Raw genomic sequence first — 26,886 nt, 5'->3', positions numbered from 1 at the left:
CGCGGCAGTGGCCGATATCGCAGGCTCATCTCTGGCGGCCATGTATACGATACGGAATTCAGGAGGTCGGGCTACGAATGGAAACAAGACATAAGATGCTTACTGCCCTGACAACCGCCGCATGCCTGTTTGCGGGAACGGGGTTGACTGGCTGTTCGAATCCAGGAGCGGATGAACACTCGGCATTGCCCGGAAACGAGTCGTCCGCGACGGCAGCAGATCCGTATGCCGATCTGCCGAAAGCGGTCAGCATCTCCGCGTTCGACCGGGGAGCCGTATCCAGCGACGAGGGAACCTATGAAAACAATCGTTGGGTGAAATGGATCCGGGAGCAGTCCGGCATTGACGTAACGATGGTGCCCGTGCCCCGCAACCAGGCTCAGGACAAGCTGAATGTGCTTATCGCCTCGAATCGGGCGCCGGATCTGATCTGGGAGTACGATCGGGCTTATATCGGCAAGCTGATTACCCAAGGCGCGCTGCAGCCGGTGGACGCTTATATCGAGCAGTACAGCACATCCTACAAAACCTATTTGCAGGAGCATCCCGAGCTGTTGCCTTACCTGACCTTCGATGGTCAAATGTATGCGGTCGCGACCGCTCGGACGACGGATGGCATCGCCAATCATGGTCTGTGGATCCGGCAAGATTGGTTGGATAAGCTGGGCCTCAAGACGCCGACAACGATGGACGAATTGATCGAGGTGGCGAAGGCATTCAAGGAGCGGGACCCGGACGGCAACAAGCAGGACGATACAACGGCGCTGGTAGGCAGCACGGTCTTTGATAGCTATGCGGCGATGAACGCGGCTATCGGCAATCAATGGTACCTGGAGAACGGCAGCATGAAGTACGGAGCCACGCTCGACCGGTTCGGGGATGCGATGGAGTTGGAGAAACAAATGTACGAAGCGGGGCTGGTGGACAAGGAATATTTGACGGACAAAAACTTTCAGAGGGCTATCCAACTGTGGACGACGGGCAAAGCGGGCATCTTCGCCGGTAGTTGGGGCGGCAGCGCGATGGAGAACCACATCCGGAATATGCTAAAGAACGAGCCGGAAGCTAATCCGGTACCGCTTGAGCCCGTGTCCACCAAAAACGGGAAATTCGGTCTGTACCAAGAAACGCCGCCGAATATCTTCGTAGCCTTCAATAAGGAAATGAAAAACCCGAAGGCCGCGGTCGAATATTTGGACTGGATGGTAGATGAGGGATGGAAGTCGCTGGTCAACGGAGAAGAGGGCGTTCATTACAAGGATGTTAACGGAGTGGCCCAAATGCTGGATGCGGAAAAGTTCAAAAAAGAAGTGTCGTATGCGGGCGAATATGCGGTTGTGCGGGATGCGAAGTTCTCGCCCGAGGATCTGCTGGTGAAGGCGGCGCCTGACGAGATTTCCCGGAGGCTGGCGGCATTGAGCCAGAAGGGACTGGAGACGGCGACTCTTAACAAGTTCCGCCGGGATATTCCGTATCAGCCGAACTTTACGGAGCTGAACGATATCCAGACGGCGCTGAAACCTTTTATCGAGGCGGTTCGCGCCAAGGTGACGATGCAGGGCAGCCCGTATACGGCGGCATGGGGGCTGGAGGAAATCCGCAAGGAATGGACGCGCCTGGGCGGGGAAGACGTAGAGGCCATGGCTCAGGAATGGTACGAGGGGAACAAAACCGACTTTAAATAGCAACCGCACGAAAGGAACGGGACAATGAAGAGTGTACAGAGCCGATGGATGAAAAAAATAATTACAGGTCTGATCATGTTCCTGTTCCTGATCGTAACCGTGTCGGCCGTGTTGTTTTATTTTATTTTCACCAATGATCTGAAGGACCAGCTCGTCAGAACAAATGTGGAGCTCCTGGATCATATGGAGCAGAAGCTGGATTTGGTGCTGAAGAGCATCGACAACGAAGCCATCCAACTGGTTCAGTACGATGAAATCAAAACGTTTTTTGACGATAGTTTGCCCCAAGGGGAGCGAACCGAAAACGACTATCGGATCGGCAGTCACATCGACAGACTTATCCGCAGCAATGAATATCTGTTCTCCGTGGACATCTACTCCTATTCTCAGGACAGGCTCGTGTCTGGAGATATCTTGACGGAGGAGATGAGGCTCAAGGATTACGCCTGGATCGGACAGTTCGCCCAATTCGACGGGTATTCCAACTGGTTGGCAAGTCGCAAGCTGTTGATAAGCAATTCCAACTTTCCAATTTACCGCAATGTGGTGTCGTTCATTCGGACCTATCCGCTGATTCATTCCACGGGCACAAGGAAGGGAGCCATCGCCTTTAATTTGAAGGAGGAGATGCTGCTGCCTCTGATCCATCACGAGGGGGATGCTCAAGGCCTGAATCTTGTGCTGGACAAAGGGGGATTGGTAGTGCTCCATCCCGACGAGACCAAGCTGGGGGAGAACATGGGCTCCACGCCTTTCGTGGCGCAAATGGCAGCGGAGGGCAAGAGCGCAGGTTACTTCCATGCCAAGGTCGAGAACAAAGATTCTATCGTCTTCTACAAGGTGAATCCGTATACCGGATGGAGAATTACGAGAATCGTTTCGGAGATCGAGCTCAACAAACCGTTGACGGTAATTCGCAATACGCTGGCCGTTCTGTCCGGCATGATCTTGATAACGGCGGCAGTTCTGGCTCTTGCCGTAGGCAGATGGACGTTCAAGCCGCTGAACCGATTCCTGGGAACGATCTCCTCCAGATTGAATGCCGTATCTCCTGGGCTCACGGGGGAAGCGGGAGGAGACGGATTCCGAATATTGGAGTCCCGGTTTGAGGATTTCCTGGTCAACAGCGAGCAGTTGCAGCAGCAGGTCCGAGAGACCAAGCCGATTCTGAAGTGGCAGCTGGTCATAGAACTGCTGTCCGATTCCAAGATCAACATCTCCAATACAAGGCAGCATATGGGTATGCTGGGGATTCAGCTGGATATGAACCGTTTTGTCGTGATGGTGGCGGAATTTGACCAGCGTAACGAAAGCTTGACCGCCCAAGATACGCATCTGTACAATTACGCGCTGTGCAATGTAGCCGAGGAGTTGATTCAGGCGGAAGGCAAGGGCGTGGCAATTGAATTGGAAAATGGCTGCTGCGCTATTTTGATGAGTTTCCAGGATAGCGGCGTGGAAGCCGAACTTCGAGCCAGCGTTGTGGCGGATTTGATCAAAAATTATGTCGCCGAAAACTTCAAACGCACGGTCACGATCGGCGTGGGCGGTCTGGCGGAAGCGGCGGGGGAGATCAGTCAGTCCTTCAAACAAGCATGCGACGTATTGGCTTATCGGTTGATACTGGGCTCGAATATGGTGATCACCCGGGATGATGTGCAAAGTGACGAGTCCGCCCAATATTACAGGTTGGTAGCGATGACGGACGGGATGATGGATTCATTGAAGCTCTTGGACGGGGAGAAGCTGAAGGCGCAGACGGACCGCTGGTTCGAGGCCTTTACCCAATACGGAGTGCCTCCGGAGATGATTCGCCAACTGAATCTGCAATGTTTGATGAAGGCTGCCGTAGTGGCAGGGGAAGCGGGCATCGAGCCGGAGCAATTCCGCATGCCGCAGGAAATGAGAGATGCCCTGAATCAATACGACAGTTTGGATGAGATGAAAGGTTTCTTTTTGACCATGCTTCGAGAGTACATGGATCTGATTCGGACAAAACGCGGCAAACGGGAGAAAAGCGATCTGATCGTCAAGGTGCTGGACTACATTAACAAGGATTTCGGCAGAGCCGACCTGTCGCTGAATTTGTTGGCCGACGAATTGCGCGTGAGCGTATCTCACTTGAGCAGGCTGTTCAAGGAGCAGACGGAAAGCAACTTTATTGATTACCTGATGAATCTGCGAATCAATCAAGCCAAGCGGCTGTTGATGGAAACCGATGAGAAAATCAAGGTGATTGCGGAATCCGTCGGTTACAGCAATGTCAATACGTTTATTCGCATCTTCAAGAAGCTTACGGCGCTCACCCCTTCGGAGTACCGGGAGCAGAGGCAGGAGCAACAGGAGTGATTCTCGATGAAAGAACATAACGCAATAAATATCAACCAAGCATGGAAAGCAAAATGGATAACACATACCGGATGTCCCGATCATGCAGCGCCTGTCTTCAGAAAAAAGTTTCAAATGCCCGGCGGCATAAAAAAAGCGCAAATTCGTATATGCGGACTAGGCTTCTATGTGTTGAAAATAAATGGACGGCGCTTTGGCGACGACATTATGCAGCCGGCGTTTACCGCTTACGACAAAACGGTCTTGTTTAACGTTTACGAGGTGGACAACAATTTGGCAGAAGGGGCCAATGAGCTCGAGGTTACATTGGGCAACGGCTGGTACAATGAATTGCAGCCTTCGGCATGGCAGTTCGAACACGCGGCATGGCGCGCACAGCCGAGACTGATTGCGGAATTGTATATGGACGGGCAATTGTTTCTGGTGTCGGATACAACGTGGGAATGCGCTCAGAGCGGCACCCGCTTTAACTCCTTGCGGTGCGGCGAAACGTTCGATGCGGGATTTAAGATCGATAGATGGGAGAAACCCTCCATCGCGCCCGCGCCTGGCGGCGTGATGAAAGAGCAGCAGATTTCTCCTATACGAGTGAGGGAGCTTATTAAGCCTGTCGCTATTTTGCCGAGCCCATTGCCTGTCATCTATGATTTCGGCGTCAATCTTTCGGGGAATGTAGAAATTCAGGTAGCCGGACGGCAAGGCAGCAAAGTGACGATTCAGTATTTCGAACTGCTGAGAGCTACGGGGACTCCGGATTTGGAAAGATATAAACAACATGTTTATGATGACAGATTTCAATGCGACGAGTATATATTATCAGGCGAGGGAGTCGAGACCTGGCATAGCGAATTCAATTACAACGGCTTCCGTTATGCAAGAGTCTATGGCGAATATGAATCGCTCGAGGTTGTCGCTCGTTGTTTCCATACCGATCTATCCGATGCAGGGGGCATTCAATGCGACAATCCCCTCGTTGCGAAAATTCAGGCAGCCGTGCGCCGGTCTACTTTGACTAATTTTCATCATATTCCAACCGATTGTCCGCACCGCGAAAAAAACGGCTGGACCGGAGATGCGCATTTGGCTTGCGAACAAGCGCTGTTCAACTTTCAAATGGGTGAAGCCTATATCAAATGGCTGGATGATATTGTAGATTGCCAACGTCCAAGCGGCCGTATTCCTTGCATCGCTCCGACAAGCAGTTGGGGATATGATCACATGTTGTGCGGGCCTACATGGGATGCCGCTTTATTCGTTATTCCCTGGGAGTTGTACCGATACACAGGGAAGGTCGAATATATACTCAAGTACTATGAGCCAATGGGAAAATATATCGGCTATCTGCAATCCATTCTCGACAATGGCATTTGCCGGATCGGGCTAGGCGACTGGTCTGCTCCTTCGGTTGCGCCAGCATTCCCGGTAGAATCGCTGCTTACCGCCTATTCTTATTACATGGCGGATATTTTCCGGAAGATATCCGGGATTCTGCACGAGGAAGAAAGCGAGCTGCAGGCCGCAGAGCTTTCGAATGATATAAAATCAGCATTTATAAAGCAATTTGCCGCTATTCGGACGGACAGTCAGATTTTTTATGCAATGATGCTTTATTTTGGCCTTGCAGAGGACGTATCAGCAACGCTGGATAACCTGATCCGAACAGTGGAATTAGCGGATGATCATATTATGGGAGGCATGTTTTGTTCGAAAATGCTTTTGGACGTACTTACAGACAACGGCCGGTTTGACCTTGCCTATAAAATTGCCTCACAAGAGGATTTTCCGGGCTGGGGGCACCTGGCAGGCTTATGCGCGGGAACGTTGGGCGAGAACTGGTACGGCGGTTCATCGATGAATCATTTTATGTTCGCCGAAATTGGCGCGTGGTATTACAAGTCGCTCGCAGGATTCAATATTGACGACAATAACCCGGGATTTAAGCATGTCAGATTAACCCCCCATATCCCGGCGGACATCGGCGAGTTCCGAGCATGGCATCAAACCCCTTACGGCAGATTGGAAATTTCGTGGGATCGGGAATATATAAACGTTGTTCTTCCGCAAGGGGTATCTGCAACGTTCGGGCATGGGGATGCGACAAGGAAGCTTTCTGCAGGTGAATATCGCATTAAAAGATAAAGGAGAAGGAGAGATCGATCATGCGCAGTGCCGAACTGGCGGCCAGGATTAAAGAAACGGAAACAAACTATGACGCTCGGGTCAAGCTCGTCCGCACTCCGCTGACGGCAACTTATCATACGGCGCTGAAGCCGGATGCGCATCCTTTTGTCTACGCGTTGTATCCGTCTACTTGTTATGCTTATGATTTGCTTCAGTATGGGGGCGAGGACTATATACGGAAAGCTGCTGCCATTCTGGAGGTAGTGACGTCCTGTCAGGATCAGGATTCGACACGGGCGACTTATGGGGTTTGGCCGTACTTCTATGAGGAAACGTTAGATGAGATGGATCGGCCCGACTGGAATATGGCCGACTTTCACGGCAAGAAGCTGCTGATGATTCTAAAAAATAATGCTCAGCTCCTTCCGCAACCGCTTCTGTCGAAACTCCGAGACGCTGTGTATCACGCTTGCAGGGCTATCATGATTCGGGATGTTGGGCCTCATTATACGAATATTGCCATCATGGGAGCGGTGGTGACGCTTCTTGGCGGCGAAGTGCTGGGGAAAGAAGAGTTTAGAAGTTATGGAGAGCAGCGTCTCAGAAGGTTTCATGCGTATACAACGGGGATTGGCACGTTCTCGGAATACAACAGCCCGTGCTATACGCCTATTGCGATTGAAGAACTGCAGGTCATTTATTCGCAATCGAGCTCGGCAGAGGCCGTGGAGATTGCCGGGCAACTGCTGGACATTGCGTGGTTTATGATCGGGAGGCATTATCATGCGGCGACGGGTGCATGGGGAGGACCGCATAGCCGGACGTACAGAACGGCGCTTCGCCCTATTGAACGGGAGTTTCTGGCAAACGGACTGGCGATAGAATCATCCGGTCCCCGTTGTCCCGAGAAGTATCGTTCCTTATTCGACTCATCGGAGGAGCGTTATTATACAGAGCCGACGGTGCTTGCGGCGGAGACCGGCTATCAAAATTATGCAACCACCTATCAGAATGAGGCGCTGACGCTGGGCAGTTTCAGCAGCGGAAGCATGTGGAACCAGCGACGCAATTTGATAGGCTACGTCAACGCCGGAGACGGGAAGGTCGTGTCGGTCCAGCTGCAGTTTCTAAAGGACGGCAAGGACTTTTGCTCCGCCATATTTACCGGTGTGCAGTCGCGGAAGCAAGTGTTGTTCAGCTTTAACCTGGCGACGGATAATGGAGCCTGGCATCAGGATCTCGATATCATTAACGGCAGATTCAGAGCCGAGGATCTACGCATTCGATTGCTAATTGGGGGCGACGCCGCAGCGCTGGATATACCTGTCGTTCAAGATGGCGCGCGGCTCGCGGCGCAGCTCGGAGCAACGGCCCTGCAAGTGGAAGCGGTGCTGGACGACTCTGGGTACGGCCCGCTCTCCGCCCAAGCGGAGCGTACGGCTGACGGGGTAAACCTCGATTATGTAATTGCGTCGGGAGAGGAGCGGGAATTTGATTTCCACGCACTGGATAAGGCCGTATGGATCTTTATCCTTTCGCTGGGAGAAGAACAGGCATTGCCTGCTGTCACGCTTAAGCCGGACGGAATGTGGTTGACCGCTTCGGTTCGGAAGGGGGATGATTCGATGGCGATCACCGTACCGGTGGTTCCGCGCAAGACCAAAGAACTGTATCGGGACAATCGCATTCAAATGCCCGAGGCGCTCAAACAACAGCTATCCTAAACTCGAGCCGCATTCGTCCTTTCGAACGCGAACGTATGTATGGTATACTGGATCGGAACGTATGATCCCTTATGCATAGGGCGAAATAGGAGCTGAAAAGTCATGGCGGAACCATTAAAACATATATATGACGGCCTGTTTCTCGAAGGGTTTGCAAAACGCATGAAGGATGCGTGGCCACCCTTCGATAGTGATCGATTCCTCAGGCAGACTCGCCAAGGGGACTGGGAGAGCCTGGAGTTGAAAGCAAGAATGCGTCGAATAACGGAGTCTCTGGGAGAAGCGCTGCCGACTAATTACCGCGAGGCGCTGGATGTCCTGTATTTGGTGGACGAGGCCTGCACGGGCTTTCCTTACCTGTTTTTCCCCGATTTCGTAGAAGTGTTCGGAAGGAAGGAGGAGGACTTCCCTCATTCGATGGAGGCGCTGGAGAGATTTACGCAGCGATCCTCGGCCGAATTCGCCGTCAGGCCGTTCATCCTTGATCATCCACAGGAGATGGTAAGGCAGCTGCTGATCTGGGCGGAACATCCGAGCGAGCATGTGAGACGTCTCGCCAGCGAAGGTTCGCGCCCAAGGTTGCCATGGGCTCCTGCCTTGCCGATGTTCAAGCGGGATCCTTTACCGGTTATGCCCGTGCTGGAGAAGCTTAAAGCAGATCCGGCGCTGTATGTGCGCAAGAGCGTTGCGAACCATCTAAATGATATTGCGAAGGACCATCCGGAGCTTGTTATTGCCACGGCCAAGCGCTGGAAGGGACATAACCCGCTTACGGACTGGATTGTTCGGCATGCTTGCAGAACGTTAATCAAACGCGCTGATCCGGACGTTATGGAGCTGTTCGGCTATACGGAAGCGGGAACGGTCGGCGGTCGCCTTATTACGGACGCTACCCTTACGCTATCGGAGGAGAGTATAGTACTCGGCGGAGAGGTCCAGCTCCGATATGCATTCACGACCGCGGAGAGGGAAGAGGGCAGCGAGCCTCTTAAGCTGCGAGTGGAATACGGCATCGACTTCGTGAAGTCGAGCGGCAGCACGTCGCTCAAACGGTTTCTGTTATCCGATCGGGAATGGCAAGGCGGCAAGCGGGTTGAAGGAGAGCGTACGCATCGGTTCGCCGATCTGACCACGCGCAAGCATTACGCCGGCAATCATGTGTTCACGTTATGGGTTAACGGGATCGAAGTCGCGAGGAGCGAGCTGCAGGTTGATGCCGGAGAAGCGGGCTAATAGGCATTAGCCAATTTATCGAACAAAAGACAGAAATGGCGGTGCAGGGAGCTCCCTGGCAGCGCCATTTCGTGTTTATTCCTGATCCTTATTGCTGCCTTTATGCCGTCTCGGATGCTGCATGTGCGCTTCGGGATCATCGTCGTCATCATGCGGCACAAGGCGGGGATCCGTCCGTCCTTCATGATGGTTATCGAACTCCAGCTCCACTTGCTTCCACTCCGTCGAACCTAACATAGGATCGGCGGGGAATACGTCGCCGCGCTCCAATCGCTCGTCGCGTCCCCACTCGTTGCGGTAAACGCCGTCGGCTTCTACGTGCTCGCCGGAGATCGGCTCCATTCGGTGCTGCTCCTTATCTTCCTTGCTCATGATGCCCAATTCCTCCTATGGTACAGGTTGGAGTGCTGCCCGTGCTGTCCGCCGCGATTGCAGAGACTATAAGCCGTGCTTAGGTACGGCGGCGCGGTCAGCGTCGGATTGCAGCTCGCTGGCGCGTTTCTTGCCTGCCGCGCCGCGGTCCGCCATCGATTGCGCTTTGCTGGCCGCTTTCTGAAGATGTGATGGTTGCTTGCCGGACATATAAATCGCCCCTTCTTCTTCAGGAAATATGATCTCCCAAGGAAGATCGGCTTAGTTTGCCACGGAAGGAAACAATGTATGAGTACCGGAGAGGAATCGGCGGGATTACAGCAGTCTAAGCTCACAGGAAGGACAGTTGACATTCTCTTCGGTTACTTCCTCGCCGCAAGCGGGACAAGGCTCGCGGAAGGGAAGCTGCGTCGATGCGCCGGCAAGCCTGCTTCCACCGCTTGAACCTTCGCCCGAGGCGGAATCGTCTCCGCCCCGCAGATGGGCCGGCGTGCCGAACAACGTCTCGACCATGTCCCGAATCGTCTTAGAGCCCTCTGATTCCCCCGAAGCGACGCGAACGATATAGAACATCGCGAGGATAAGCGCGCCTGCGATAAGAAGCACAAATGTCGTGGCTGCAATGTCTGACCAATTCATTGCTTCACCTGCTTAACCGTGAACCTGATAACGGCTCTCCAGACTTTTGCCTCCGAACCACATGACTAGCACAGCTGTAATGGAGACGAAGATCCGCCAAGGCTCCTCGACGAGATTGGCTATGTCGAAGCTGATGATCGAGATGCAGAAGATCATGACAGCCTTACCCATCAGGGTGGCAAGAAGGAAAGTATGGAAGGGCACCTTGCTGAGACCGGAAATCACGGTAATGATAACGGAAGGCGTGAACGGGAAGCAGGCAAGCAAAAATAAAGGAGTGAAACCTTTGCGCTCGATCCAATTGAAGAATCGTTCGGACTTGGGGAATCTTCTCATCAGCTTATCCTTGACGTTCTTGCCAAGCGTGCGGCAGATCAGAAAGACGCATAATGCTCCAGCGGTCACGCCTATCCAGGAGAACAGAAAGCCGAAGCCCAGTCCGTAAATATTGGCGTTGGCCGCGATAATCAGTATAAGCGGCAGAAACGGCAAGAAGGATTCAATAAACGGGAGAAGAAGGCCGGGAAGCGGCCCGAATTGCGAATAACTTTCGAGTGTGCGCTGTATGCTGTCGATATCCATATTTTTGAGATGATTTAACCAGTCTTGCCATGTACTCATGATTTAGCCCCAATCCCCTTTAATGAAGCATAGAATATTCCGATGAACGCGAAAATGACGGCGCTTGTCCAGAACACGGCCGACTCGCCGCCCCATAAGGCAAGCACGCCGCCGACCACTGGGCCGATCATGACGCCGACCCCTTCGAACGTGGACAAGAGCCCCCAGCCTACGCCCTCTTGCTTAGGAGGTACGTAAGTGGCCAGCAATGCGTTCCAAGTCGGCAGAATCGTCGAATACGACAAGCCGAGGATAATCGCAATACCTAAACAATACCAGAACGTAAGCCCCAATGCCAAGACGTACAGCCCGATAGCGAAGGCGCCAAAGCCTATGACCAGGAACCAGCGTCCGCCGCCAAGCTTATCGGACAGCTTGCCCATCGGGATGAGACCGGCCACGGCAAACAATCCTCCGACGGTAAGCAAAATGGAGTATTGAGCGCCGCTCAAACCAAGCTCGTCCGCCGCGAAGCCTGGCAGGATGGGGATTAGCATGCTGGCAGCCATCGTCTGCAAAATCATGCCGGGCAGCAGCAGCTTCATCTTGACCAGCCGTTCTTTAAGCACGGAAACTTGCCTTCCCAGCGGAATTCGGGTCGTGCCGGAGAGCGCCTTCTGCGTAGGCATAAAGAAGGAGAGCAGGCAAGCCAACACGGAAAGCAGGACGAGCAGCAAGTAGGTGAGGGACGAGCTGTAGTCGAGCAAAATATTACACACGATCGGGCCGCTGCCAAGACCGAACAGCCAGATGGTATAGAGGAAGCCCATCTGCGTAGCGCGATGCTCCTCCGTCACTTTGGTCAAGCAGACGATCCAGATGGGCGACATGCCAATGCCGTAGATCGCGGAAGCGCCAATGAACATCCATGCAACGTCCGCGAATTGCAACGCATAGACGCCCGCAAGCGCGATGATCAGACTGACCTGAACGATAAGCCGTGCGGAGAAGCGGTCGAGCAGGTAACCGATCGCAATCTTAAGAATCGTATCCGTAATATAGTGAGCGGAGATGGCCGCTCCGATAACGTCGGGCGAGAGGCCCAGCGAATTCGCTCCATAGATGGGCAGCAAGCTGACGAGCACGGCTCCCCGGACAAATTCCACGATAAACATAACGAGCGAGATGAGGCTCATTTCCGCCCCGAACCAACGTTTGGATTGTGTAGGCACGTTTCGAGCTCCTTTGCCAGTTAGAAGATTGGAATACGTTCCATTATACCCCTATTGGTTATTATATCCAAAACAATGGATTCCGCTGCATTCGCTGTCATTGTTGAATAACGTTCGCCAGACTGCATAGTCTCATGGATCGGTGCGCGAAGTTTCATGATATTGCGGCGGCAGGCGCCCAGCTTTTCGGGATCGTGAATCAACGCTCGAAGCTGGTCGGTTAGGGAGCTGGCGTCATAGGACACGAATGCAGCCCCTTTCGATTCGAGATAACGTGCATTCTGCTTCTCCTGACCCGGAACGGGGCGATAGATGAAGATTGGGAGACCGATCGCGATCGCTTCGGCAAGCGTAATGCCGCCGGGCTTCGTAATCAAGCAATCCGCAAGCGACATTAGCTCATGTATAGCATGTTGGAAGCCGTAAGCATGCAGCCTTGAGCAGGAGTCGTGCCCCGGGACACGCATTAGCAAGTCTGCGCGGAGCTCTTCGTTCCTGCCGCAGACGACAGCCAATTGAACGGCGGGGTCCTCAAGAAGGCTTTCGCAAAGCGCAGGGACGTTCGGCATAACGCCTTGGGCGCCAGCCATAATCAGCACGGTTCGCATGGAGGGAGAGAGCCCGTACTTCCGGTAGAGCTCGGGTGTAGCCTCGGCAGCCGCGAAGCCCTGCTTGAGGGGGATGCCGCTGACTCTCACTTTCCTCGTAGGGATGCCGATTCCGCGCAGCTCGCTTCGGAGATCCTCCGTAGCTACGTAATAACGGTCGACGACGGGGTGAACCCATCTCCGGTGCAGGTCGAAGTCGGTGATGACGGCGTAGGTAGGGATCTGGCGAGTGCTCCGTCCTTGGTGCGAGGATCCCATTGCATAGATGGGGAATGTATAAATAACCGCATCCGGACGTTCTTGGTCCAACAGCTGGCGAATCTTATGTTGACCGAAAGAGTGAAGCCAGCTGCCAAACAACGAATCGTGTTTCATAGGCTTCGTGAAGTTGTACATCCAGCCGTAAAGATGCGGCATATGCGTGTAGCTGCTCTGGTAAAAGCGGCGCGTTACTCCGTTTAGCCACGGATGGGATTCCGCCATCAGATCGTAGAGAACCGTGCGATCGTTGCCGAACTGCTCCATGGCGTTCTTCAGCGCTCTTGCCGCCTGGATATGCCCTTCTCCGTAAGAGGCGTACAGAATCAAAATTTTCGGTTGACGGTAATGAGCTGGATAAAGCATGGATACACCTCCTGACCCCAAGTGTAGGGGTCGACTGTAAAGCCCGAGTGAACGCGGTTTGGATCCTTTATATTTTTTTTGTATACTTGGATTAATATCCACCAATTTATCATTTATGGCGAAGGAGCGATTATGAATGCAATATGCTTATCTGGGCCGATCGGGATTGCGGGTTAGCCGACTATGTCTGGGCACGATGAATTTCGGGGTCGATACCGACGAGCAGGAAGCTTTCAAGATCATGGACGCCGCGCTTGATGCGGGAATCAACTTCTTCGATACGGCTAACATCTATGGCTGGGGGAAGAATTCCGGCCGCACGGAAGAGATCATCGGCAAGTGGTTCAAGCAGGGGGACGGCAGAAGGGAGCGCACGGTACTAGCTACTAAAGTGTATGGCGACATGCATGACGCATATGACGGACCTAACCGAGACCAAGGATTGTCCGCCTACAAAATCAGGCGTCACCTCGAAGGTTCTTTGAAGCGTCTCCAGACTGACCACATCGAGCTGTACCAGATGCATCATGTCGATCGTAACGTCAACTGGAGCGAATTGTGGAGCGCGTTTGGAACGGCCCAGCAGCAAGGGAAGATCGGTTATGTCGGTTCCAGCAACTTTGCCGGATGGGACATTGCGGTTGCGCAAGGAGAAGCAAAGGCAAGGGGCGTGCTGGGTCTTGTCTCGGAACAGCACAAATACAATCTGCTGTGCCGACTGCCGGAGCTGGAAGTGCTGCCGGCATCGCAAGCGCTGGGACTTGGCGTCATTCCGTGGAGCCCGTTGGACGGGGGATTGCTCGCGGGCAACCATCGTCGCAAGGACGGCGGACGCCGGAGCGGGGATCAAAAGCGGCTGGACAAGCATGGCGAGCAGTTGGAAGCCTACGCCGAGCTGTGCGACGAGCTTGGCGAGCCGGAAGATCTGGTGTCGCTTGCATGGCTGCTCTCTAACCCGGCCGTAACGGCGCCGATCATCGGCGTTCGGACGCTTAATCAATTCGAGCGTTCGCTGCGGGCCGTGGAGTTGGAGTTGGACGCATCGACGCTGGCCCGAATCGACGAGATTTTCCCTGGCCCGGGCGGGGATGCTCCTAAGGCTTACGCCTGGTAATAGCTTTTAACAAAAAAGGCTGCAACCCTCGCATCATGGGAAGATGTCGAGTTGCAGCCCTCTTGCATAATGCCGGAATAATCGTTAGATGAGCAGATTAAACAGAACCGGATCCTTGTTCAGCTCGAAAAATTGGAAGCCTTTCTTGGCCATCCTGTCGATCAGCGGCTCATAGTCTTCGCGATGCTTGAGCTCGATTCCCACCAATGCCGGACCGTTGTCCTTGTTCGACTTCTTCGTATACTCGAAGCGGGTAATATCGTCGTTTGGACCGAGCACCTGATCCAGAAACTCTCGCAAAGCTCCTGCGCGCTGCGGGAAGCTGACCATGAAATAATGTTTGTACCCTTCGTAGATAAGCGAACGTTCCTTGATCTCTTGCATGCGGTCGACGTCGTTATTGCCGCCGCTGACGACGCAGACAACGTTTTTGCCCGCAATCTGGTCGCGGTAAGCGTCAAGCGCCGCGATTGGCAGAGCTCCGGCGGGTTCGGCGACGATCGCGTTCTCGTTATACAGATCCAGCATCGTCGTACAAACCTTGCCTTCCGGAACCGTGATGACATCGTCGACCAGATCGCGACAAATGGCGAAAGTCAGGTCGCCGATTCGCTTTACGGCTGCGCCGTCCACGAACTTGTCGATTTGCTCCAACGGGACGACCTCTCCTGCATCAAGCGACGCGCGAAGGGAGGGCGCGCCTTCCGGTTCGACGCCTATAATATGGGTGGCGGGAGAGACGATCTTGATATAGGAGGCTACTCCCGCCGCCAGTCCGCCGCCGCCTACCGTAACGAAAATAAAATCGGGCGCGGATTCCGCCTTCTCCATGAGCTCTTGACCGACGGTGCCGTTGCCCGCGATAATCTTGCGGTCGTCGAAGGGGTGGATAAACGCCATGCCGCTGCGAGTGCTCTCCGCAATCGCTTCCGAGTAGGCATCGTCAAAGGTATCGCCGGTCAAAATGACCTCAACTTGATCGCCGCCGAAGAAGGAGACTTGTTTCACCTTTTGCCGCGGAGTGGTGCTCGGCATGTAGATTTTGCCGGGAATACCGAGAGTTTGGCACGAATAAGCGACGCCTTGGGCGTGATTGCCGGCACTGGCACAGACGACGCCCTTGGCGACATCCTCGGGAGCGAGAGAACGCATGAGATGGTAGGCTCCTCTTATTTTGAACGAACGTACAATTTGGAGATCCTCGCGCTTTAGCCATACTTGGCAGTTGTATCTCTCTGAAAGTACGCGGTTATATTGGAGGGGCGTGCGAACGATGACATCCTTCAGGTGCATGTGTGCTTGCATGATTTCTTCCAGACCGATGCGATGCAACGATTGTGTGCTCATAACGAACGAACCTTCTTTCCAGCTTTTGAATAGGGAATGGGTTGCCGTAAGTAGGGCAGCCGAGATAGTTGTCAACCATTATACCACTTTGCCGTGCGGAATGGGCGAGAGATTGGGAGAGGGGGAGCCGAGCATGGGGAAAGTGTTAAAAAGGTTATTCGCGGTCATTGTCATTCTGCTATTGCTGGCTGCGGGAGGAGCGTGGTGGCTGCTGTCCTATATTGCTCCCGATGAGGAACTGGACTTATCCTATCAGAATATCAACATTCGCGAGAAAGCGACCGATATGATCAAGCAGCTTAAGCCGGAACTGATATTGACGGAAGCGGACGTTAATAATCTGATCAAAAAGAATCTGGATCCCAACGTGAGCGAACATGTTATCGTAGAAGGAGCATTGTTCGATCTGGAGGGAGACCGGTTGATCGCGAATATGAACGTGAAGTATCGGGACCGCGTGCCGATGGCGATCCGGGCGGAGTATCGGTTGGAGTGGCAGGATCCTAATCTTGCGTTGAGGCCGCAGTCGCTATCCATCAAGGGAATCGACTTGCCTCTAGACATGCTGGAGACGATTATTGTCGACCTCGATCTTCCGACGGGAGATTTGGTTAAAGTGAAGGAAGTCCGGTTCGAGGGGAATACGGTACGGGTTGAATTTAATTTGAGCTTGCCGTTCTGAGTCTGGGGATCTGATCTATGCTTGCGTAATTATGAAAAACCCTTCTGCTTCATATTTGAAGCCGGAAGGGTTTTTCTTTCGTGAGTCGATAGAAGGCAGTCGGCTATGAGAGCTGGTGAATGGACCAGACGATGCCCTCGTTGCCGGAGCCGCCGAGATTGAGATTGATTGTAAGTCCGTTGGCGACATAGAAGAGACCGATCTGATCGTTCGCGTTCAGCGTTACGTCTCCCGTGATATTAATAGAGCCGCTTCCGAGAATGGTGCGCAAAGTAAGAAGAAGCGCGATGCTGACGTTCAGGATCGGGAAGATTCCCGTAATCAAATCCGTTGTGCCGGGCGTAATTCTGCGCACGGTGAAGGCCGGGTTAACGCCTGCCCCCAGTTGGACGGTAATCGCTGCCGCTGTGGAGTAGTTAATCGTTGCTTTGATGGAGTATCGGCCAGCCGTCGGAACGGTGAAAGTGCCGGTGGCGGCATTAAAGTTGGCATTGCTGAAATAGGGGCTGGCCGTCGACCAGTTGACCAACTGTCCGGAGGTGCTGACGGATACCGCATTAATTCGCCCGGAGAATCCATTGGTAGCAAAGTTTGGACCCGTTGCACCCGTCGGTCCCGTGTTACCGGTAGCGCCGGTAGCGCCCGTATTGCCGGTCAGCCCCGTTGGTCCGGTTGCGCCGTCGGCGCCAGTTGGCCCGGTCGACCCCGTGGGTCCGGTTGCGCCGTCGGCGCCAGTTGAACCGGTTGCGCCGTCAGTGCCCGTTGGTCCCGCCGGCCCCGTGGATCCGGTAGCGCCGTCGGCACCCGTTGCGCCATCCGCGCCAGTTGGTCCCGTTGGTCCTGCTGGTCCAGTAAGGCCGTCAGCGCCAGTTGGTCCGGTCGGTCCTGTGGATCCAGTAGCGCCGTCGGCGCCAGTTGGCCCTGTCGGTCCAGTTGGTCCAGTAGCGCCGTCGGCGCCAGTTGAACCGGTTGCGCCGTCAGTGCCCGTTGGTCCAGCCGGACCTGTGGGTCCAGTAACGCCGTTTGGTCCAGTAGCGCCATCGGCGCCTGTGGCACCTGTCGGCCCCGTGGATCCAGTAGCGCCGTCGGCGCCAGTTGGACCGGTTGCTCCGGTGGAGCCTGTAGCACCGTCAGCGCCCGTTGGACCAGTCGGACCTTTGGGTCCAGTAACGCCGTCGGCACCAGTTGGCCCGGTCGGCCCCGTCGGGCCAGTCACGCCATCGGCGCCTGTGGCACCTGTTGGCCCCGTCGGGCCAGTCACGCCATCGGCGCCTGTGGCACCAGTTGGCCCCGTGGATCCAGTAGCGCCGTCGGCACCAGTTGGCCCGGTTGGCCCCGTGGATCCAGTAGCGCCGTCGGCACCAGTTGGCCCGGTTGGCCCCGTCGGTCCAGTAGCGCCGCCGGCACCAGTTGGCCCGGTTGGCCCGGTTGGCCCTGTTGGTCCAGTAGCGCCGTCGGCGCCAGTTGGCCCGGTCGGTCCTGTGGATCCAGTAGCGCCGTCGGTGCCAGTTGACCCGGTCGGTCCTGTGGATCCAGTAGCGCCGTTGACACCAGTTGGTCCTGTTGGCCCTGTTGGTCCAGTAAGACCGTCAGCGCCCGTTGGTCCGGTCGGTCCAGTGGATCCAGTAGCGCCGTCGGCACCAGTCGGCCCCGTGGATCCGGTAGCGCCGTCGGCGCCAGTTTGACCGGTTGGCCCCGTTGGTCCAGTAGCGCCGCCGGCACCAGTTGGCCCGGTTGGACCGGTTGGTCCAGTGGAGCCTGTAGCACCGTCAGCGCCCGTTGGACCAGCCGGACCTGTGGGTCCAGTAACGCCGTTTGGTCCAGTAGCGCCATCGGCGCCTGTCGGCCCCGTGGATCCAGTAGCGCCGTCGGCGCCAGTTGGCCCGGTTGGCCCCGTTGGTCCAGTAACGCCGTTGGCGCCAGTTGGTCCAGTCACTCCGGTGGAGCCTGTAGCACCGTCAGCGCCCGTTGGACCAGTCGGACCTGTTGGTCCAGTAACGCCGTCGGCGCCAGTTGGTCCGGTTGCTCCGGTGGGACCCGTTGGCCCGGTTGACCCGGTTGACCCGGTTGGTCCAGTAGTGCCGTCGGCACCAGTTGGCCCGGTTGGCCCTGTTGGTCCAGTAGCGCCGTCGGCACCAGTTGGTCCGGTCGCGCCGATGGCACCCGTTGCGCCATCCGCGCCAGTTGGTCCCGTTGGCCCAGTTGGTCCAGTAAGACCGTCAGCGCCAGTTGGTCCGGTCGGTCCTGTGGATCCAGTAGCGCCGTCGGCGCCAGTTGAACCGGTTGGCCCCGTTGGTCCAGTAACGCCGTTGGCGCCAGTTGGTCCGGTTGCTCCAGTGGAGCCTGTAGCACCGTCAGCGCCCGTTGGACCAGTCGGGCCTGTGGGTCCAGTAACGCCGTTTGGTCCAGTAGCGCCGTCGGCGCCGGTTGGCCCCGTTGGTCCAGTAACGCCGTCGGCGCCAGTTGGCCCGGTTGGCCCCGTTGGTCCAGTAGCGCCGCCGGCACCAGTTGGCCCGGTTGGCCCTGTTGGTCCAGTAGCGCCGTCGGCACCAGTTGGCCCGGTTGGCCCTGTTGGTCCAGTAGCGCCGTCGACACCAGTTGGTCCGGTTGCTCCGGTGGAGCCTGTAGCACCGTCAGTGCCCGTTGGACCAGTCGGACCTGTTGGTCCAGTAACGCCGTCGGCGCCAGTTGGACCGGTTGCTCCGGTGAGACCCGTTGCGCCGTCAGTGCCTGTTGGTCCCGTTGGTCCAGTAGCGCCGATGGCACCAGTTGGTCCGGTCGGCCCCGTCGGGCCAGTCACGCCATCGGCGCCTGTGGCACCTGTTGGCCCCGTGGATCCAGTAGCGCCGTCGGCGCCAGTTGGACCGGTTAGCCCCGTTGGTCCAGTAGCGCCGTCGGCGCCAGTTGAACCGGTTGCGCCGTCAGTGCCCGTTGGTCCCGTCGGCCCCGTGGATCCGGTAGCGCCGTTGGCACCAGTTGGTCCTGTTGCTCCAGTGGAGCCTGTAGCACCGTCAGCGCCCGTAGGACCAGTCGGACCTGTTGGTCCAGTAACGCCGTCAGCGCCAGTTGGACCGGTTGCTCCGGTGAGACCCGTTGCGCCGTCAGTGCCAGTTGGTCCGGTCGCGCCGATGGCACCAGTAGCGCCATCGGCGCCAGTTGGTCCGGTTGCTCCGGTGGAGCCTGTATCACCGTCAGCGCCCGTTGGACCAGTCGGACCTGTGGATCCGGTAGCGCCGTTGGCGCCAGTTGGTCCGGTTGCTCCAGTGGAGCCTGTAGCACCGTCAGCGCCCGTAGGACCAGTCGGACCTGTGGATCCGGTAGCGCCGTTGGCACCAGTTGGCCCTGTTGCTCCAGTGGAGCCTGTAGCACCGTCAGCGCCCGTAGGACCAGTCGGACCTGTTGGTCCAGTAACGCCGTCGGCGCCAGTTGGCCCGGTTGCTCCGGTGGAACCTGAAGCACCGTCGGCACCAGTTGGTCCGGTTGCTCCAGTGGAGCCTGTAGCACCGTCAGCGCCAGTTGGCCCGGTCGGCCCCGTTGAACCTGTAGCGCCATCGGCACCAGTTGGTCCGGTCGCGCCGATGGTACCAGTAGCGCCGTCGACACCAGTTGGTCCGGTTGCTCCGGTGGAGCCTGTATCACCGTCAGCGCCCGTTGGACCAGTCGGACCTGTGGGTCCAGTAACGCCGTCGGCGCCAGTTGGCCCCGTCGGGCCAGTCACGCCATCGGCGCCTGTGGCACCTGTTGGCCCCGTGGATCCAGTAGCGCCGTCGGCACCAGTTGGACCATTCGGTCCCGTTGGTCCAGTTACTCCGGTGGAACCCGTAACACCGTCAGTACCTGTTGGACCAGTCGGCCCTGTGGGTCCAGTAACGCCGTCGGCGCCCGTCGACCCAGTCGGCCCCGTTGCTCCAGTAGCGCCATCGGCGCCCGTTGGACCAGTCGGACCAGTTGGTCCAGTAGCGCCGTCGGCGCCAGCCGGTCCAGTCGGTCCCGTGGGTCCAGTAGCGCCATCGGTGCCCGTTGGCCCAGTCGGACCCGTAGGTCCAGTAACGCCAACAGCGCCAGTTGGCCCGGTTGCTCCGGTGGAACCCGTCGCGCCGTCAGCGCCAGTTGGCCCGGTTGCTCCCGTGGATCCAGTAGCGCCGTCAGCGCCAGTTGGCCCGGTTGCTCCGGTGGAACCCGTTGCGCCGTCAGTGCCTGTTGCTCCTGTTGGTCCTGTGGATCCAGTAGCGCCGTCAGCGCCAGTTGGTCCGGTCGGTCCTGTGGATCCAGTAGCGCCGTCGGCGCCCGTTGGACCAGTCGGTCCCGTTGGTCCAGTAGCACCGTCGGCGCCCGTTGGACCAGTCGGTCCCGTGGATCCAGTAGCGCCGTCAGCGCCCGTTGGCCCGGTCGGCCCCGTGGATCCAGTAGCGCCATCGGCGCCCGTTGGCCCGGTTGCTCCGGTGGAACCCGTTGCGCCGTCAGTGCCTGTTGCTCCTGTTGGTCCTGTGGATCCAGTAGCGCCGTCAGCGCCAGTAACACCGTCGGCACCCGTTGGACCAGTCGCTCCCGTTGGTCCGGTTACTCCGTTGGAACCCGTAACACCGTCAGCACCTGTTGGGCCAGTCGGCCCTGTGGGTCCAGTAGCGCCATCGGCACCAGTTGGTCCGGTCGCGCCGATGGCACCAGTAGCGCCGTCGGCGCCAGTAGCGCCGTCGGCGCCAGTTGGACCAGTCGGTCCCGTGGATCCAGTAGCGCCGTCAGCGCCCGTTGGCCCGGTCGGCCCCGTGGATCCAGTAGCGCCATCGGCGCCCGTTGGCCCGGTTGCTCCGGTGGAACCCGTTGCGCCGTCAGTGCCTGTTGCTCCTGTTGGTCCTGTGGATCCAGTAGCGCCGTCAGCGCCAGTAACACCGTCGGCACCCGTTGGACCAGTCGCTCCCGTTGGTCCGGTTACTCCGTTGGAACCCGTAACACCGTCAGCACCTGTTGGGCCAGTCGGCCCTGTGGGTCCAGTAGCGCCATCGGCACCAGTTGGTCCGGTCGCGCCGATGGCACCAGTAGCGCCGTCGGCGCCAGTTGGTCCGGTCACTCCGGTGGAACCCATAGCACCGTCAGCTCCAGTAACGCCGTCGGCACCCGTTGGACCAGTCGGTCCCGTGGATCCAGTAGCGCCGTCGGTGCCAGTTGCTCCCGTTGGCCCCGTTGGTCCGGTCGCGCCGATGGCACCAGTAGCGCCGTTGGCGCCAGTTGGACCAGTCGGTCCCGTTGGTCCAGTTACTCCGGTGGAACCCGTAACACCGTCAGTACCTGTTGGACCAGTCGGCCCTGTGGGTCCAGTAACGCCGTCGGCGCCCGTTGGCCCAGTCGGCCCCGTGGGTCCAGTAGCGCCGTCAGCGCCCGTTGGCCCGGTCGGCCCCGTGGATCCAGTAGCACCATCGGCACCAGTTGGTCCACTTAGCCCCGTAGGTCCAGTAGCGCCGTCGGCGCCCGTTGGCCCGGTTGCTCCAGTGGATCCAGTAGCGCCGTCAGCGCCCGTTGGCCCGGTTGCTCCAGTGGATCCAGTAGCGCCGTCGGCGCCCGTTGGCCCGGTTGCTCCAGTGGATCCAGTAGCGCCGTCAGCGCCCGTTGGCCCGGTTGCTCCAGTGGATCCAGTAGTGCCGTCAGCGCCCGTTGGCCCGGTTGCTCCAGTGGATCCAGTAGCGCCGTCAGCGCCCGTTGGCCCGGTTGCTCCAGTGGATCCAGTAGCGCCGTCAGCGCCCGTTGGCCCGATTGCTCCAGTGGATCCAGTAGCGCCGTCGGCGCCCGTTGGCCCGGCCGGCCCTGTGGGTCCAGTAGCGCCGTCGGAGCCCTTTGCCCCATTCGCCCCAGTTGGTCCAGTAGCGCCATTGGCGCCAGTTGGGCCAGTGGCTCCGGTGGAACCCGTTTCCCCGTCAGCGCCTGTTGGTCCAGTTGGTCCAGTTGGTCCTGTGGACCCAGTAGCGCCGTCGGAACCAGTTGATCCAGTCGGCCCTGTGGATCCAGCAGCCCCGTCGGCACCTGTTGGCCCGGTCGGTCCCGTCGGACCAGTTACACCGTCAGCGCCTTTGGCTCCTGTCGTTCCTGTGGGTCCAGTAGCGCCGTTGGCACCCTCTGGTCCAGTCGGCCCCATGGATCCAGTAACGCCATCGGCACCCGTTGGTCCGGTCGCTCCGATGGCACCCGTTGCGCCGTCAGCACCCGTTTGACCAGTCGACCCTGTGGGTCCAATAGCGCCGTTGGCGCCCGTTGGTCCGGTCGCTCCGATGGCACCGGTTGGTCCCGTCGGCCCCGTGGATCCAGTAACGCCATCGGCACCAGTTGGACCGGTTACTCCGATGGCACCCGTAGCCCCGTCGGCACCAGTTGACCCGGTCGTTCCTGTGGGTCCAATAGCGCCGTTGGCGCCAGTTGGTCCGGTAACTCCGGTGGAACCCGTAGCCCCGTCGGCACCAGTTGGCCCAGTCGTTCCTGTGGGTCCAATAGCGCCGTCGGCGCCCGTTGGTCCGGTCAGTCCCGTGGATCCAGTAGCCCCGTCGGCACCAGTTGGACCGGTTGCTCCGGTGGAACCCGTTGCGCCGTCAGTGCCTGTTGCTCCAGTTGGCCCTGTGGGTCCAGTAGCGCCGTCGGCCCCAGTTGGCCCAGTCGGCCCCGTGTATCCAGTAACGCCAGTCGGCCCCGTGTATCCAGTAACGCCAGTTGGTCCCGTCGGGCCAGTTACACCGTCAGCGCCCGTTGGTCCAGTCAGCCCTGTGGGTCCAGTAAGGCCGTCGGCGCCAGTTGGTCCAGTCGCTCCGGTGGAACCCGTTACGCCGTCAGGGCCTGTTGGTCCCGTTGACCCTGTGGGTCCAGTAACGCCGTCGGTGCCAGTCGATCCAGTAAGCCCCGTTGGTCCCGTAACGCCATCGGAGCCCGTTGGTCCTGTCGGTCCTGTGGATCCAGTAGCACCGTCAGCGCCTGTTGGACCGGTTGCTCCAGTGGAACCCCTTGCGCCATTGGCACCAGTTGTTCCAGTCGGCCCTGTGGATCCAGTAGCCCCGTCGGCACCTGTTGGCCCCGTTGCACCCTTAGCCCCGTCGGCACCCGTTGCTCCAGTACTTCCTGCCGAACCTGTTGCCCCAGTTGGCCCTGTAGCTCCGGTCGCTCCTATATTTCCGCAAGTTGTTTCAAGACGTACAATGGCAGAGCCTTCAGTGACCGTAATAACTATAGAATCTGATTCAAAAATCAAATCTTCTCCTAAAGCCACAGTTGCCATCCCAGTCGGACCAATTACTCGAAATAAATCTTCATCAATCGTTCCCGTCGCACCGGTCGGTCCCGTCGCACCGGACTTGCCTTTCTTGCCTCGTTTACCTTTGGCTCCAGTCGAACCCATTGGACCCGTGGGTCCAGTCGGACCCATTAAGCAGCATTTTTTGATTGGTCTAGTGGAATAAGTAATACGATCTTTCCCAGAAGATTGAATTCTTCGCATCAGCTTTGAGCAATGAACCTTTTTGAATCGATTCGTCCGACTCATGTTCACCTCACCCCTATAGTCAGTAGCCTAATCAGTCTATGTAATGGAGGAGAGCTGGGGAACGTTGGTATCATTATTTTTCAAGTTATGAAGAGGAGGCAGAGGAGGGCTGCTAGTAGCTATAGTGCAGTATACAAAAAAGAAAGCCCGGCAAAGTTCGTTGCCAAGCTTCCTCATTTTAAATTATGCGATTTGGTGAATCGACCAGATCACTGGGGCTGCCGAACCGCCAAGATTGAGCGCAATTGTCAGCCCGTCAGCTACATAGAAGAGGCCTACCTCATCGCCGGCTGTGAGCTCTACATCGCCGGCTAGTGTTACAGTTCCGTTTCCAAGGACTGTTCTCAACGTAAGGATTAGAGCTACGTTGACGTTCAGGACAGGGAACAATCCAGAGATAAGAAGGGTCGCTGTTGTAATATTTCGTACGACAAATGCCGGGTCAATACCTGCACCTAAGTTGATCGTGATTGCTGCAGTAGTAGTGTAGCTAATGGTGGCTTTAATAGAATATCTACCCGTTGCTGGTACTGTGAATGTTCCAGTAGCTTGATCAAATGAAGGGTCACCGTAGTTAGGCGTCGTTACGACCCATCCGCCGAGCTGTGCATCCGTAGTGACGGTTGCAGCATCGCGACTAGCGGAGAAACCTACGGCTCCAAAAGATTCACCAGTAGCGCCTGTCGCCCCTGTAGCACCATCAGCCCCGGTAGCACCCGTAGCGCCGTCCGTTCCTGTGGCGCCAGTGGCTCCGGTAACTCCGTCAGCCCCTGTAGCACCAGTAGCTCCCGTTACGCCGTCGGCGCCTGTCGGTCCCGTTGGTCCGGTTGCGCCAGTGGCTCCGGTAACACCATCAGCCCCTGTAGCACCAGTAGCTCCCGTTACGCCGTCGGTGCCCGTCGGCCCCGTCGGTCCGGTTGCGCCAGTGGCTCCGGTAACACCATCAGCCCCTGTAGCACCAGTAGCTCCCGTTACGCCGTCGGCGCCCGTCGGCCCCGTCGGTCCGGTTGCGCCAGTGGCTCCGGTAACACCGTCAGCCCCCGTAGCACCAGTAGCTCCCGTTACGCCGTCGGCGCCTGTCGGTCCCGTTGGTCCGGTTGCGCCAGTGGCTCCGGTAACACCATCAGCCCCTGTAGCACCAGTAGCTCCCGTTACGCCGTCGGTGCCCGTCGGCCCCGTCGGTCCGGTTGCGCCAGTGGCTCCGGTAACACCGTCAGCCCCTGTAGCACCAGTAGCTCCAGTTACGCCGTCGGCGCCTGTCGGTCCTGTCGGTCCGGTTGCGCCAGTGGCTCCGGTAACACCATCAGCCCCTGTAGCACCAGTAGCTCCCGTTACGCCGTCGGTGCCCGTCGGCCCCGTTGGTCCGGTTGCGCCAGTGGCTCCGGTAACACCGTCAGCCCCTGTAGCACCAGTAGCTCCAGTTACGCCGTCGGCGCCTGTCGGTCCTGTCGGTCCGGTTGCGCCAGTGGCTCCGGTAACTCCGTCAGCCCCTGTAGCACCAGTAGCACCAGTAGCTCCAGTTACGCCGTCGGCGCCTGTCGGTCCCGTCGGTCCGGTTGCGCCAGTCGCTCCTGTAGCACCAGTAGCGCCGTCGGTTCCGGTAGGTCCCGTAGCTCCAGTTGCCCCCGTCGAGCCATCGGCACCAGTGGCTCCCGTAGCACCCGTAGCGCCGTCGGCTCCGGTAGGTCCAGTAGCTCCTGTTGCACCCGTAGCTCCGTCAGCGCCAGTAGCTCCAGCAGCCCCGTCGGCGCCCGTCGGCCCGGTTGCACCTGTAACCCCGTCAGCGCCGGTAGCTCCCGTAGCACCTGTTGATCCTGTGGCTCCCGTAGCGCCATCATTGCCAGTAGCTCCAGTAGAACCGGTCATTCCTGTAGCACCGGTAGCTCCGGTTGCCCCCGTCGAGCCATCATTGCCAGTAGCTCCAGTAGCACCGGTCATTCCTGTAGCACCGGTAGCCCCGGTTGCCCCCGTCGAGCCATCGTTGCCAGTCGCTCCCGTCGCACCGGTCATTCCTGTAGCTCCCGTAGCTCCGGTTGCCCCTGTCGAGCCATCGTTGCCAGTCGCTCCCGTAGCACCGGTCATTCCCGTAGCTCCGGTTGCCCCCGTAGCGCCAGTAGCTCCCGTAGGACCCGTAGGGCCCGTCGCTCCCGTCTCGCCAAGGTATGGGTCTTCGATACGAACGATGGCGGAGCCCTCGGTAACCGTAATATCCAGCGTGTCGGATACAAAGATCAGGTCTTCGCCAACTTCCACGACTGCCGTACCTACTTCACCGATTACATTAAATAATGGTCCTTCCATCGTACCTGGTGCGCCTGTAGCTCCAGTTGCACCGGTTGCACCCGCTAATCCAGGAAGTCCTTGAGCGCCTGTGGCTCCCGCAGGTCCAGCAGGTCCTGTTGCGCCAGGTCTGCCGCGTTTACCGTCATCACCGCGTTTGCCGCGGCGTCCACGTTCACCGGTCGCTCCTGTAGGCCCGGTGGCTCCAGTTGGTCCGACCGGCCCGACGGGTCCTCTTCTGCATCGTTTGACGACAACGATTTTCTTTTCTTTTTTGCAGCATTTTTTCTTGCCACGTTTGTTGGAAGAGCTGGCATGAATACTGATAGATTGACTGTTATTCTTCTTTTTCATATTTACTAGTTTGATTTGTCGATGTTTTTTTGTTGGTTTATCCAGTTGAAACACCTCCTCAGATACTCCTTTAATGTACGTAGAATCTGTGATTCTTGTATGTGCGTTTGAATTAGCAGTCTTCTGCTTTTTTGAAGAAATAAAATAAATGTGCTAATAACTAGTCGTAGCTGAAGGTCTGATTTTTAGCAGGGGAGAGGGACAAGCCTGTTGTCTGGCTCTATAGGGCTGAATGGGTATTAGAGATTGGTGGATTAAGAGAAAAGCAGCCTCGATACCAAACAGACATCGGTTAGTATGAAAATGTTTTTTTCTGAGGGATATTACCAAGCCGATACATAATAGAATTCGGAGTTGCTGGAAAAGATCGTGTTGCCCGCTTGATTTGCCTACCGAAGATCAGATGCAAATAGAGGATGTCACGTTTGGGGCGGAGTAGATTAAA

At 57.3% G+C, this 26,886-nt stretch carries 16 protein-coding genes; 7 read left to right on the top strand and 9 right to left on the bottom strand.

Features of this window, described 5'->3' with window-relative positions:
• Positions 1-77 precede the first annotated feature (77 nt).
• From KJW29_RS21855 to KJW29_RS21835, 5 genes are all read left to right on the top strand, one after another.
• A complete protein-coding gene (locus tag KJW29_RS21855; RefSeq protein WP_214626177.1) occupies positions 78-1,685 on the top strand; it encodes an extracellular solute-binding protein in 1,608 nt (535 codons plus the stop codon).
• A 48-nt stretch (positions 1,686-1,733) separates the two neighbouring features.
• A complete protein-coding gene (locus KJW29_RS21850; RefSeq protein ID WP_214626176.1) occupies positions 1,734-4,034 on the top strand; it encodes a helix-turn-helix domain-containing protein in 2,301 nt (766 codons plus the stop codon).
• 6 nt (positions 4,035-4,040) lie between these two features.
• Entirely contained in the window at positions 4,041-6,173 is a 2,133-nt protein-coding gene (locus tag KJW29_RS21845) for a family 78 glycoside hydrolase catalytic domain (protein WP_214626175.1), read from the top strand.
• Positions 6,174-6,193: 20 nt separating this feature from the next.
• Positions 6,194-7,879, top strand: a complete 1,686-nt coding sequence (locus KJW29_RS21840; protein WP_214626174.1) for a DUF8769 domain-containing protein — start codon at positions 6,194-6,196, stop codon at positions 7,877-7,879.
• A 102-nt stretch (positions 7,880-7,981) separates the two neighbouring features.
• Positions 7,982-9,112 (top strand): DNA alkylation repair protein, encoded by a 1,131-nt coding sequence (locus KJW29_RS21835; protein ID WP_214626173.1) that lies wholly within the window; start codon positions 7,982-7,984, stop codon positions 9,110-9,112.
• A 75-nt stretch (positions 9,113-9,187) separates the two neighbouring features.
• On the opposite strand, the gene KJW29_RS21830 is transcribed toward KJW29_RS21835, so the two are convergent.
• From KJW29_RS21830 to KJW29_RS21805, 6 genes are all read right to left on the bottom strand, one after another.
• Positions 9,188-9,484, bottom strand: coding sequence for a transposase (locus tag KJW29_RS21830; protein WP_214626172.1), 297 nt, complete (start codon positions 9,482-9,484; stop codon positions 9,188-9,190).
• A 66-nt stretch (positions 9,485-9,550) separates the two neighbouring features.
• Entirely contained in the window at positions 9,551-9,694 is a 144-nt protein-coding gene (locus KJW29_RS21825; RefSeq protein WP_179216006.1) for a hypothetical protein, read from the bottom strand.
• 105 nt (positions 9,695-9,799) lie between these two features.
• Positions 9,800-10,123, bottom strand: coding sequence for a zinc ribbon domain-containing protein (locus tag KJW29_RS21820; RefSeq protein ID WP_214626171.1), 324 nt, complete (start codon positions 10,121-10,123; stop codon positions 9,800-9,802).
• A gap of 12 nt (positions 10,124-10,135) precedes the next feature.
• Positions 10,136-10,744, bottom strand: a complete 609-nt coding sequence (locus KJW29_RS21815; protein ID WP_214626170.1) for a TVP38/TMEM64 family protein — start codon at positions 10,742-10,744, stop codon at positions 10,136-10,138.
• Positions 10,741-11,916, bottom strand: a complete 1,176-nt coding sequence (locus KJW29_RS21810; RefSeq protein ID WP_246608325.1) for an MFS transporter — start codon at positions 11,914-11,916, stop codon at positions 10,741-10,743. Before KJW29_RS21810 ends, KJW29_RS21815 begins: the two co-directional genes overlap by 4 nt.
• Before the next feature lie 20 nt (positions 11,917-11,936).
• Positions 11,937-13,148 (bottom strand): MGDG synthase family glycosyltransferase, encoded by a 1,212-nt coding sequence (locus tag KJW29_RS21805; RefSeq protein WP_214626169.1) that lies wholly within the window; start codon positions 13,146-13,148, stop codon positions 11,937-11,939.
• Positions 13,149-13,284: 136 nt separating this feature from the next.
• On the opposite strand from KJW29_RS21805, the gene KJW29_RS21800 reads away from it, so the two are divergent.
• Entirely contained in the window at positions 13,285-14,262 is a 978-nt protein-coding gene (locus tag KJW29_RS21800) for an aldo/keto reductase (protein WP_214626168.1), read from the top strand.
• Positions 14,263-14,346: 84 nt separating this feature from the next.
• Here KJW29_RS21800 and ilvA read toward each other — a convergent pair whose 3' ends face one another.
• Positions 14,347-15,609, bottom strand: a complete 1,263-nt coding sequence (ilvA, locus tag KJW29_RS21795) for a threonine ammonia-lyase IlvA (protein WP_214626167.1) — start codon at positions 15,607-15,609, stop codon at positions 14,347-14,349.
• Positions 15,610-15,742: 133 nt separating this feature from the next.
• Here ilvA and KJW29_RS21790 point away from each other — a divergent pair, with 133 nt between their 5' ends.
• The gene (locus KJW29_RS21790; protein ID WP_214626166.1) at positions 15,743-16,291 is read left to right on the top strand and encodes a hypothetical protein; all 549 of its coding nucleotides are present in this window, start codon (positions 15,743-15,745) and stop codon (positions 16,289-16,291) included.
• A 103-nt stretch (positions 16,292-16,394) separates the two neighbouring features.
• On the opposite strand, the gene KJW29_RS36220 is transcribed toward KJW29_RS21790, so the two are convergent.
• Positions 16,395-23,663 (bottom strand): hypothetical protein, encoded by a 7,269-nt coding sequence (locus KJW29_RS36220; RefSeq protein ID WP_246608324.1) that lies wholly within the window; start codon positions 23,661-23,663, stop codon positions 16,395-16,397.
• Positions 23,664-23,990: 327 nt separating this feature from the next.
• Positions 23,991-26,495 (bottom strand): collagen-like domain-containing protein, encoded by a 2,505-nt coding sequence (locus KJW29_RS36215; RefSeq protein WP_246608323.1) that lies wholly within the window; start codon positions 26,493-26,495, stop codon positions 23,991-23,993.
• Positions 26,496-26,886 lie beyond the last annotated feature (391 nt).

This window comes from Paenibacillus agaridevorans, from assembly GCF_018604145.1.
In the GTDB taxonomy this organism is placed as follows: Bacteria; Bacillota; Bacilli; order Paenibacillales; family Paenibacillaceae; genus Pristimantibacillus; species Pristimantibacillus agaridevorans.
Note: the sequence above shows the minus strand (reverse complement) of the source record. Positions and strands in the feature narration are given on the sequence as shown.

Excerpts from the sequence above, each read along its gene's own strand:
- KJW29_RS21855 (WP_214626177.1), top strand. The coding sequence starts at position 78 with ATGGAAACAAGACATAAGATGCTTACTGCCCTGACAACCGCCGCATGC.
- KJW29_RS21850 (WP_214626176.1), top strand. The coding sequence starts at position 1,734 with ATGAAAAAAATAATTACAGGTCTGATCATGTTCCTGTTCCTGATCGTA.
- KJW29_RS21845 (WP_214626175.1), top strand. The coding sequence starts at position 4,041 with ATGAAAGAACATAACGCAATAAATATCAACCAAGCATGGAAAGCAAAA.
- KJW29_RS21840 (WP_214626174.1), top strand. The coding sequence starts at position 6,194 with ATGCGCAGTGCCGAACTGGCGGCCAGGATTAAAGAAACGGAAACAAAC.
- KJW29_RS21835 (WP_214626173.1), top strand. The coding sequence starts at position 7,982 with ATGGCGGAACCATTAAAACATATATATGACGGCCTGTTTCTCGAAGGG.
- KJW29_RS21830 (WP_214626172.1), bottom strand. The coding sequence starts at position 9,484 with ATGAGCAAGGAAGATAAGGAGCAGCACCGAATGGAGCCGATCTCCGGC.
- KJW29_RS21825 (WP_179216006.1), bottom strand. The coding sequence starts at position 9,694 with ATGTCCGGCAAGCAACCATCACATCTTCAGAAAGCGGCCAGCAAAGCG.
- KJW29_RS21820 (WP_214626171.1), bottom strand. The coding sequence starts at position 10,123 with ATGAATTGGTCAGACATTGCAGCCACGACATTTGTGCTTCTTATCGCA.
- KJW29_RS21815 (WP_214626170.1), bottom strand. The coding sequence starts at position 10,744 with ATGAGTACATGGCAAGACTGGTTAAATCATCTCAAAAATATGGATATC.
- KJW29_RS21805 (WP_214626169.1), bottom strand. The coding sequence starts at position 13,148 with ATGCTTTATCCAGCTCATTACCGTCAACCGAAAATTTTGATTCTGTAC.
- KJW29_RS21800 (WP_214626168.1), top strand. The coding sequence starts at position 13,285 with ATGCAATATGCTTATCTGGGCCGATCGGGATTGCGGGTTAGCCGACTA.
- ilvA (WP_214626167.1), bottom strand. The coding sequence starts at position 15,609 with ATGAGCACACAATCGTTGCATCGCATCGGTCTGGAAGAAATCATGCAA.
- KJW29_RS21790 (WP_214626166.1), top strand. The coding sequence starts at position 15,743 with ATGGGGAAAGTGTTAAAAAGGTTATTCGCGGTCATTGTCATTCTGCTA.
- KJW29_RS36220 (WP_246608324.1), bottom strand. The coding sequence starts at position 23,663 with ATGGGTTCGACTGGAGCCAAAGGTAAACGAGGCAAGAAAGGCAAGTCC.